9 protein-coding genes are annotated in these 8758 nt (G+C 74.1%); 3 read left to right on the forward strand and 6 right to left on the reverse strand.

The window, feature by feature from the left end:
* The 4 genes from E1291_RS35205 to E1291_RS35220 form a co-directional block, all read right to left on the reverse strand.
* Window positions 1-839 (reverse strand): ABC transporter ATP-binding protein (locus tag E1291_RS35205; protein ID WP_131742390.1); only part of this gene is annotated, 839 nt, incomplete at its 3' end.
* A 6-nt stretch (window positions 840-845) separates the two neighbouring features.
* The gene (locus tag E1291_RS35210) at window positions 846-1844 is read right to left on the reverse strand and encodes an ABC transporter permease (RefSeq protein ID WP_131742391.1); all 999 of its coding nucleotides are present in this window, start codon (window positions 1842-1844) and stop codon (window positions 846-848) included.
* Window positions 1841-2767 carry an ABC transporter permease gene (locus E1291_RS35215; protein ID WP_131742392.1) on the reverse strand — a complete coding sequence of 309 codons (927 nt, stop codon included), beginning with the start codon at window positions 2765-2767 and terminating at the stop codon, window positions 1841-1843. Before E1291_RS35215 ends, E1291_RS35210 begins: the two co-directional genes overlap by 4 nt.
* Before the next feature lie 6 nt (window positions 2768-2773).
* Window positions 2774-4396 (reverse strand): peptide ABC transporter substrate-binding protein, encoded by a 1623-nt coding sequence (locus E1291_RS35220; protein WP_131742393.1) that lies wholly within the window; start codon window positions 4394-4396, stop codon window positions 2774-2776.
* A gap of 167 nt (window positions 4397-4563) precedes the next feature.
* Here E1291_RS35220 and E1291_RS35225 point away from each other — a divergent pair, with 167 nt between their 5' ends.
* Window positions 4564-5904, forward strand: a complete 1341-nt coding sequence (locus E1291_RS35225; protein WP_131742394.1) for a M20/M25/M40 family metallo-hydrolase — start codon at window positions 4564-4566, stop codon at window positions 5902-5904.
* 42 nt (window positions 5905-5946) lie between these two features.
* On the opposite strand, the gene E1291_RS35230 is transcribed toward E1291_RS35225, so the two are convergent.
* Entirely contained in the window at window positions 5947-6600 is a 654-nt protein-coding gene (locus E1291_RS35230) for a PadR family transcriptional regulator (protein ID WP_131742395.1), read from the reverse strand.
* A gap of 67 nt (window positions 6601-6667) precedes the next feature.
* Window positions 6668-7567: a TIGR03620 family F420-dependent LLM class oxidoreductase gene (locus E1291_RS35235; protein ID WP_131742396.1), complete on the reverse strand. Its 900-nt coding sequence runs from the start codon at window positions 7565-7567 to the stop codon at window positions 6668-6670.
* A gap of 103 nt (window positions 7568-7670) precedes the next feature.
* Here E1291_RS35235 and E1291_RS35240 point away from each other — a divergent pair, with 103 nt between their 5' ends.
* On the forward strand, window positions 7671-8258 hold the full coding sequence (locus tag E1291_RS35240) for a TetR/AcrR family transcriptional regulator (protein ID WP_131742397.1): 588 nt from the start codon (window positions 7671-7673) through the stop codon (window positions 8256-8258).
* A gap of 9 nt (window positions 8259-8267) precedes the next feature.
* On the forward strand, window positions 8268-8758 hold a 491-nt coding region (locus E1291_RS35245; protein WP_207401104.1), incomplete at its 3' end, for a hypothetical protein.

Here is an 8758-nt window from a genome sequence, read left to right on the forward strand (position 1 = left end):
CCCTTGATCGGGACGAGCGGCGCGCGGCGGTCCAGGCGCGGCACCGAGGCCAGCAGCCCGCGCGTGTAGGGGTGGGCGGGCCGGGCGTACAGGTCGCGGGCGGCGGCCTGCTCGGCGACCGAGCCCGCGTACATGACGACGACGCGATCGGCGACGCCCGCCGCCACCCCGAGATCGTGGGTGATCAGCACCAGGCCCATGCGCCGCTCGTCCCGGAGCCCGGCGAGCAGGCCCATGATCTGCGCCTGCACGGTCACGTCGAGGGCGGTGGTGGGCTCGTCGGCGATCAGCACGTCCGGGTCCAGCGCCAGCGCCATCGCGATCATGATGCGCTGGCGCATGCCGCCGGAGAACTGGTGCGGGTGGTCGCCGAGCCGGCGCGCGGCCGACGGGATCCGCACCCGCTCCATCAGCTCCACGGCGCGGGCGGTGGCCGCCCGGCGGCGCAGCCCGCGGTGCACCCGGTACATCTCGCGGATCTGGTCGCCGACCGTGAGCACCGGGTTCAGCGCGGTCAGCGCGTCCTGGAAGATCATCGAGATGTGCTCGCCGCGCAGGCCGCGGCGGCGCCGCTCGGGCATGCCGAGCAGTTCCGCGCCGCGCAGTCGCACCGAGCCCGCGGTGACCCGCGCGGGCGGGGCGTCCAGGACGCCCATGACGGCGTGCGCCGCGACGCTCTTGCCCGATCCCGACTCGCCGAGGATCGCGAGCGTCTCCCCTTCGGCGAGGGTGTAGGAAAGGCCGTCGACCGCGTGGACGTCCCTGCCCCGGACGTCGAAGCGCACGTGCAGGCCGCTCACCTCCAGCAGCGGCACGGCGTCGGTGAGGCCGGTGTCCATCGCTCGTCACCGCAGTTTCGGGTCGAGGGCGTCGCGGACCGCGTCGCCGAGCATGAGGAAGCTCAGCACCGTGGCGGTCAGGAACACCGCGGGAAAGATCAGCAGGTGCGGGTGGGCGGCGAGGGCGTCCCGCGCCTGGTTCAGCTGCAGCCCCCAGGAGACGTCCGGGTACTGCAGCCCGACGCCGAGGAAGTCCAGCGTCGCCTCGCCCGCGATGACGTTGCCCACGTTCAGCGCGGCCACCACGAGGACGGGCGCGAGCGCGTTCGGGAGGATGTGCCGGGCCATGACGCGCGCGTCCGACGCGCCGAGCAGCCGGGCCGCCAGAACGTAGTCGGCGTCGCGGGCGGAGACGACCTGCGCGCGCGTGACGCGGACCATCGTCGTCCAGCCGAGCAGCACCAGCACCAGCGTCATCGCGCCGGCGCCGTGGCCCGGGAAGGCGACGAGGACGACGGTCGCGCCGAGCACGAACGGCAGCCCGAAGAACACGTCGGTGAGCCGGGCGACCAGGGTGTCCAGGATCCCTCCGTAGTAGCCCGCCGCCATTCCGAGCACGAGCGCGATGGCGAGCGCGAACACCGTGACCGCGACGCCGATCAGCAGCGTGGGCCGGGCGCCGTGCACGACGTGCGCGTAGTAGTCGCAGCCCGCGGAGTCGGTGCCGAACCAGTGGGCCGCGGACGGGCCGAGCGCGGCGGCGTTCGGGTCGCAGCCCTCGTTGACGCCCCGGGCGGTGAACAGCCGCGGCACGGCGGCCATCGCCGTCACCGGCGCGAGCGCCCCGACCGGGGCCCAGAACGTCCAGCGGCGCCGCAGATCCCGCCAGGCGTCGTCCCACAGGGACGCCCGGCCGCTCTCACCGCCTTCCGGGGCCTCCTCCGTGATCTCGGCCGGCGCGGGTCCGCGGCCCGTGCCGGGCGAACCCGTGCCGGACGAACCCGTGCCGAGCGGGCCGGGGCCGGGCAGGTCGGGGCCCGGCGCGTCCGGGTCGGTGGTCGTCATCGGTACCGGATCCGCGGGTCGAGCAGCCCGTACAGCAGGTCCACGGCCAGGTTGACCAACAGGAAGATCAGCACCATCACCGTGACCGCGCCGACGACGACGGGCCCCTCCTTCAGCTGGATCGACTGGAACACCTGCTGCCCGATCCCGGGCAGGTTGAAGATCCCCTCGGTGACGATGGCGCCGCCCATCAGATTGCCGAAGTCGACGCCGAGGTAGGTCACCACCGGGATGAGCGAGTTGCGCAGCGCGTGCCGCCCCACCACGCGGACCCGCGACAGCCCCTTGGCGGTCGCGGTGCGCACGTAGTCGGCCCGCAGGTTCTCGGCGAGGCCGGTCCGGGTGAGCCGGGCGACGTAGGACAGGCCGAGCGAGCCGAGGACCATGCCGGGCAGCAGGTAGCCCACCGGCCAGCCGGCGTCGGCGCCCGCGGTGGGGAAGATCTGCCAGCGCAGCCCGAACAGCGCCTGCGCCGCCGAGCCCAGCACGAACACCGGCACCGCGATCAGCAGGGTGGTCCCGCCCAGCACGAGGGTGTCGGCGAGCCGGCCGCGGCGCAGTCCCGCCCACACGCCGAGCGCGACGCCGACGGCCAGCTCGAACAGCCAGGCGGTCACGGCGAGCAGCGCGGTCACCGTCCAGCGCCCGCCGAGCATCTCCGCCACCTGCCGGCCGTCGTAGTTCTCGCCCAGCCTCCCGTGGAGGAGACCCCACATGTACTCGCCGTACTGCAGTGGCAGCGGATCGTCCAGGTTGTAGCGGTCCCGCATCGTCCGCAGGACGCTCTCCGGAACGGGCTTGTCACCGGCGAGCGCCTGGATCGGATCGCCCGGCAGCGCGAACACCATCGCGTAGACGAGCAGCGTCGTGCCGACGAAGACGGGAACGGCCTGGAGGAGCCGCCGGAGAACATAGCGTCGCATCACCGCTCACTTCACCGTCACTTCGTGGGCGAGCAGGCCCGTCGAGTACGGCGTGATGATGACGTTCCCGACCCTGGTGGAACGGCCGCCCTGTCCGGCCCACGTCCACAGCGGGATCATGGGCATCTCCCGGATCGCGACGTCCTCCGCCCGGTTGTACAGCCGCAGCGCCTCCCGCTCGTCCGCCGCCCGGTTCGCCCGGGCGATCAGGTCGTCGAACTCCGGGTCGTGCCAGCCCATGCGGTTGCCGCGGCCGCCCCACATGTTCTCGAGGTAGTTCTGGGCGCTCGGGTAGTCGGCCTCCCAGTTCTGCCGGTAGGGGCCCTTCTCCGCGTGGGCGTTCAGCATCCCGAAGTAGTCGGACGCGGGCACCTGCCGGAACCGGACGTCCTTGATGCCGAGGTTCTGCCGGAGCGAGTTCGCGACGATCTGCATCCATTGGTAGTAGGTCGGCTGCGCGTTGGAGAAGTACAGCTCCAGCGTCCCCTTGAAACCGCCCGACCTGGCGTACAGCTCCCGCGCCCTCGCCGGGTCATAGGTACATGGCTCACCGCACGCGCCGGGCCGGTGACCGGCGATGATCGGCGGGAGGAGCGAGTCGGCGGGCCGGTAGTCGCCGTTGTAGACGGCCTTGCTGATCCCCCGCCGGTCGATGGCCATCGACAGGGCCCTGCGCAGGTTCGCGTTCTGGAACCGCCCGTCGAAGAGCGGGAGGCCCAGGTAGTCGATCGTGCCCGTCGCACGGGGCAGGAACCGGTCGCCCAGCAGCCGCCTGGCCTCGGGCACCTTGGCCGCGGGGATCGTCTGCATCACGTCGATCCGCCCGGCCCGCAGGTCGGTGTAGGCGGTCTCGGCACTGGAGTAGCTCTTCCAGACGACGCCCTTGTTGCGCGGCTTGCGCGGTCCGGTGTAGGTGGGAGACGCGACGAGCCTGATCTGCCGGTCGCGCTCCCAGTCGCCGCTCATCTTGTACGGGCCGTTCCCGATCGGATGCTCGTCGAAGGACTTCAGGTCCCGCAGGCCCGCCTTCGGCATCGGCGCGAACGCGGGGTAGGTGAGCAGCCGGGGGAACTGGTTGAACGGCTCGTTCAGCGTGACCTTGAGGGTGGTCGCGCCGACCACCCGGACTCCCGAGAGCCTGCGGCTCCTCGGCCGGGCCCCGGGCCCCGGGGGGTTCAGGTCGGCGTAGCCCTGGATGTGCGAGAAGTAGGCGTTGGCGGCGTAGGCGTTCGGGCCGTACGCCGCGTTGTTCCAGGCGTCGGCGAAGGCGGCGGCGGTGACCGGCTCCCCGTTGTCGAACCTCCGGCCCGGCCTGATCTCGATCGTCCAGGTCTTCTGGTCGGCGGTCGCGACCGACGCGGCGGCCAGGTTCACCGTCCCGCCGTCCCTGGTGAGGCCCACGAGGGTGTCGAACAGCCCGGCGAGGACGTCGAAGGAGTAGCTGCTGGTGGTGTCGCCCGGCACCAGGTGGTCCGGTTCCGGGTGGCCGGCGACGAACGTGCCGTCGCTGGCCCGCGCCCCGAAGCCGCCGCAGCCCGTCAGCCCGAGCACGGCCACCAGCACGGCGCCGGACGCCGCGGTCCGTCCGCGGCCGCGGACGGCGCGTCCCGCGCCCCTGTAGCCGGTCATGTCCCTCCCCCGTGCGCTCGCGTCCCGCGTCTGTATCCTCACTCTCCGTACGCCCGAGTGCTCGCCGCACCGCCCCGCCCGGGCGGTTCGGCCCCGGGCGCTGAACGAACCGAGACCGGATCGATACGTTGTTGATCAATCGTTGACCGAGCCGGCGGGGGCGGGGGATGAACGGACCGGACACCACTGGGCGGGACGCCACCGAGGGCGCGCGGCGGGCCGCGGACGAGGCCGCGCGGATCTGCGCGGACCTGATCCGGTTCGACACCGTCAACCGGGGCGAGGGGGCGGCGCGTCCGGAGCGGCCCGCCGCCGAGCACGTCGCCGCGCTGCTGGACGAGGCGGGCGCGTCCGCGACGGTCGTCGAGCCGGCGCCGGGCCGGGCGAGCGTGCTGGCCCGCGTGCCCGGCACCGATCCCGCGTGGCCGGCGTTCCTGATCCACGGGCACCTGGACGTCGTGCCCGCCGACCCGGCGGAGTGGAGCGTCCACCCGTTCTCCGGCGAGGTGCGGGACGGATGCGTGTGGGGCCGCGGCGCGATCGACATGAAGGGCACGCTCGCGATGACGCTCGCGACCGTGCGGCGGCGGCTGCGCGAGGGCCGCCGCACCCGCGGCGACCTCGTGCTGGCCTTCCTGGCGGACGAGGAGTGCACCGGCGACCTCGGGTCCCGGTACGTGGCGCGCGAGCACCGGGAGTTCTTCACCGGCTGCGCCGAGGCCGTCAGCGAGTCCGGGGGCTTCAGCGTGCACGCCGCCGGGCGCCGGATCTACCCGATCGCGACGGGCGAGCGCGGCACGACGTGGCTGCGGCTCACCGCGCGCGGCACCGCCGGCCACGGGTCCAAGCCCGCGCCCGACAACGCGGTCGCCGAGATCGCGCACGCCGTGTCGCGGCTGGCCGCCCACCCCTGGCCGGTCCGGCTGACGCCGGGGGTGCGGGCACTGCTGGACGGCCTCGCGGGCGCCCTCGGCACGACCATCGACCACGACCGCCTGGACGCCGAGGCCGAGCGGCTCGGCGTCGCCGGGCGGCTGTTCGCCGCGACGATCCGCAACTCGGCGAACCCCACCCGGCTGGAGGCCGGCTACAAGGTCAACGTCGTGCCCGGCTCGGCGACCGCCCAGGTGGACGGCCGGTACCTGCCCGGCACGGGTGAGGAGTTCCTCGCCACCGTGGACCGGCTCCTCGGCCCGAAGGTCACCCGCGAGTTCATCAACCACGAGGACGCGCCGGCCGCCGACCCCGCGGGCGCGACGTTCGCCGCGCTCGCGGCCGCGCTCCGCGCCGAGGACCCGGCGGCGCGTCCGGTGCCGTACGTGATGGCGGGCGGCACCGACGCCAAGTCGTTCCACCGCATCGGCGTCACGTCCTACGGGTTCGCGCCGCTGCTCCTGGGCCCCGAGCTGGACTACTTCGGCATGTTCCACGGGGTGGACGAGCGCGTCCCGCTGGAGGGCCTGGCCTTCGGCACCCGCGTCCTGGACCGGTTCCTCGACACGCGCTGACCCGGCCGGCACCCGCCGGCCGTTGAGGACCCGCCGGTCCGCTCAGTCGTCCCGCGCGCCCCGCTCGGCGAGGTCGGCCACCTCCGGCGGCAGCCGGCCCGTCTCGTGGAAGTGCCGCCACGCCCCGAGCCCGGACAGCGAGCCGTCGGCGAGCTCGCCGAGCAGGCCCCGCACCCACTCGGCCTCCGCCTGCCGCATGGCGAGGTCGTACTCGAGCTCGACGAGGAAGATGCGGGGCATGTCCGCGCCGTCGGCGAGGCCCGCGAGCACCTCGCGCTGTTCGGCGATCTCCCGTTCCATCGTGCCGAGGCGCCGCCGCAGCAGTTCGGCCGTCTCGTCCGGGCCGAGCGCGCCGAGCGTCGACAGCCCGGCCTCGAAGCGGGGGTACTCGCGCTCGGGCACCTCGATCAGCTCCCGGACCCAGTCTGCGAGCTCCTCGCGTCCCGCGTCGGTGATGCGGTAGACGGTCCGCTCCGGACGCGCCCCCTCTCTGCCGCTCCCCTCCACGGCGAGGAATCCGTGCTTCTCCAGATTGCGCACCACGGTGTAGAGCGAACCCCATTTGATGGGCATGTCCCGGTCCTTGGCGCGGTCACGCATCAGTGAGGCCATCTCATAGGGGTGCATGGGCTTGATGGTGACCGTCGACAACACCGCGAGGCCCAGCAGGTTGCCCACCTTGCGCCGCTTGGCCATCTCGCCCCCTGTGTACGAATACTCGTGGGCGAGCATAGTCAGCGGCGGCGCGCCGCGTCCAGCCCGCTCAGAGCACGGCGGCGGCCAGCTCGCGCCACTCCCGCAGCGGAGGCGCCTCCGGACTCGCCGTCAGCACCTGCAGGCAGACGTGGTCGGCCCCCGCGTCCAGATGCTCCCGGACGCGGGCCTGGATCGCGTCCAGGTCGCCGTAGGAGACGATGGCGTTCACCAGGCGGTCGCTCGGGCCGGCGATGTCGTCCTCCCCGAAGCCGAGACGCTCCACATTGGCCCGCTGGTGCGGCGCGAACTCCATGTAACCGGAGAAGTGATCGCGGGCGACCTCCCGGGCCCGGCCGAGGTCGGCGTCCAGCACGACCGCCTGTTCCACGGCGAGGAACGCCTCCGGCCCCATGATCTCCCTCGCGCGCGCGGTGTGCTCGGTGGTGACGAAGTAGGGATGGGCGCCCCACGTCCGCTCCGCCGCCAGTTCCAGCATGCGCGGTCCGAGCGCGGCGAGCACCCGGCGCGGCGCCGGGTCGGGGACCGGTCCCTGGACGGGGACGGCGTCCATCGCGTCCAGGTAGCCGCGCATCATCCGCAGGGCCGGCCCGACGGGCGGCATCGGGTAGCCCAGGAACTCCGTCGGCTTCGTCGAGACCCGGTGCCCGCCCAGGCCGAGCAGGTAGCGGTCCGGGAACGCCTCGCCGAGCGCCCGCTCCGCCAGCGCCAGCGAGAGCGGTTCACGCCGCGACACGTTGGCGATGCCGGACGCGACGACGATCCGCCGCGTCGCGGCGAGCAGCAGCCACGCCTGCCCGACGCTGTCGCGCCCGAACGCCTCGCCGTACCAGATCGCCCCGTATCCGAGTTCCTCCAGCTCCGCCGCCGCCTCGCGGACCAGCGTCGCCGGCATCCCGTCGAACGCGAACGTCCAGACGCCCACGCGGCCCAGGTCGTTCTTGTCCATCGCGCGCCTCCCATTTCCGGAGAACTTCTCCGGTTGCTGTCGACCACCATATGGAGAAGTTCTCCATTTAGCCAAATCCAGCCGGCCGCCCGAGGATGGGACGATGACCGCACAGGACGCGACCCGCCCGCGCCGTGCCGACGCGCGCCGCAACCGCGAGCGCGTCCTCGCCGCGGCCCGCGAGACGTTCGCCGCGGACGGCCCGGACGCCTCGCTCAACGAGATCGCCCGCCGCGCCGGGGTCGGCCCCGGCACGCTCTACCGCCACTTCCCCACCCGCGGCGCGCTCCAGGCCGCCGTGATCACCGACCGCGTCGCCCGGCTGCGGGCCCGCGCCGACGAGCTGGTGGCGGCCGCCTCCCCCGGCGACGCGCTCGCCGCCTGGATCGAGGTGTTCCTCGCGCACGCCCGCAGCGACCACGGGCTCGGCGGCGCCGTGCTCACCGAGCCGGTCGAGACCGGTGTCGACTGCCACGCGGCCGTGCACGAGGCGGCGCGGACGGTCCTCGGCCACGCCCAGCGCGCGGGCGCCGCCCGTCCGGACGCCCACGCGGCGGACCTGGTCCGGCTCGTCACCGGAATCGCCCTGTCGGCCGGGCCGGGCGACCCCGACCCCGCCCAGACCGCGCGCCTGCTCGGCCTGGTGATGGACGCCCTGCGCCCCCCGAGCGGCCGGGAGGGGAGCGGGTAGAGAGAAGGGGTGGACTTCTCCAGCGCCGCCGACGAGCTCTACGGCGTCGCCCCGGCCGAGTTCGTGGCCGCCCGGACCCGCCTCGCGCGCCGGGCGAAGGACGAGGGCGACGGCGCCCTCGCCCGGCGGATCGCGGCGCTGCGCCGTCCGACCGCCCCGGCGTGGGCGGTGAACCTGCTCGCCCGCTCGGCTCCGGGCGACCTGGCCGCCCTGCTGGACGTCGGCGCACGGCTGCGCGCCGCCTGGGGCTCCGGGGACGACCTGAGCGACCTCGAACAACGCCGCGCCCGCCTCGTCGCGGACCTCGTGCGCACGGCGTCCGGCCTCGCCGCCGGCGCGGGGGCGCCGCTGCGCGACCCGGCCGTCCGCGAGGTCGAGGACACGCTGCAGGCCGCGACCGTGGACGCCGGCACGGCCGAGGAGGTCGAGGGTCTTGGTCACCGCCTGCGGCTGCCCGATCACGCGTTCGGGGACGCGCTTCTCGCCCTCCAGCACGCGGC

This window comes from Actinomadura roseirufa (genome assembly GCF_900659635.1).
Taxonomy (GTDB): Bacteria; Actinomycetota; Actinomycetes; order Streptosporangiales; family Streptosporangiaceae; genus Spirillospora; species Spirillospora roseirufa.

What these genes read in the sequence shown, in the direction of transcription:
- E1291_RS35210 (WP_131742391.1), bottom strand. Translation starts at nt 1,844, where the DNA reads ATGACGACCACCGACCCGGACGCGCCGGGCCCCGACCTGCCCGGCCCC.
- E1291_RS35215 (WP_131742392.1), bottom strand. Translation starts at nt 2,767, where the DNA reads ATGCGACGCTATGTTCTCCGGCGGCTCCTCCAGGCCGTTCCCGTCTTC.
- E1291_RS35220 (WP_131742393.1), bottom strand. Translation starts at nt 4,396, where the DNA reads ATGACCGGCTACAGGGGCGCGGGACGCGCCGTCCGCGGCCGCGGACGG.
- E1291_RS35225 (WP_131742394.1), top strand. Translation starts at nt 4,564, where the DNA reads ATGAACGGACCGGACACCACTGGGCGGGACGCCACCGAGGGCGCGCGG.
- E1291_RS35230 (WP_131742395.1), bottom strand. Translation starts at nt 6,600, where the DNA reads ATGGCCAAGCGGCGCAAGGTGGGCAACCTGCTGGGCCTCGCGGTGTTG.
- E1291_RS35235 (WP_131742396.1), bottom strand. Translation starts at nt 7,567, where the DNA reads ATGGACAAGAACGACCTGGGCCGCGTGGGCGTCTGGACGTTCGCGTTC.
- E1291_RS35240 (WP_131742397.1), top strand. Translation starts at nt 7,671, where the DNA reads ATGACCGCACAGGACGCGACCCGCCCGCGCCGTGCCGACGCGCGCCGC.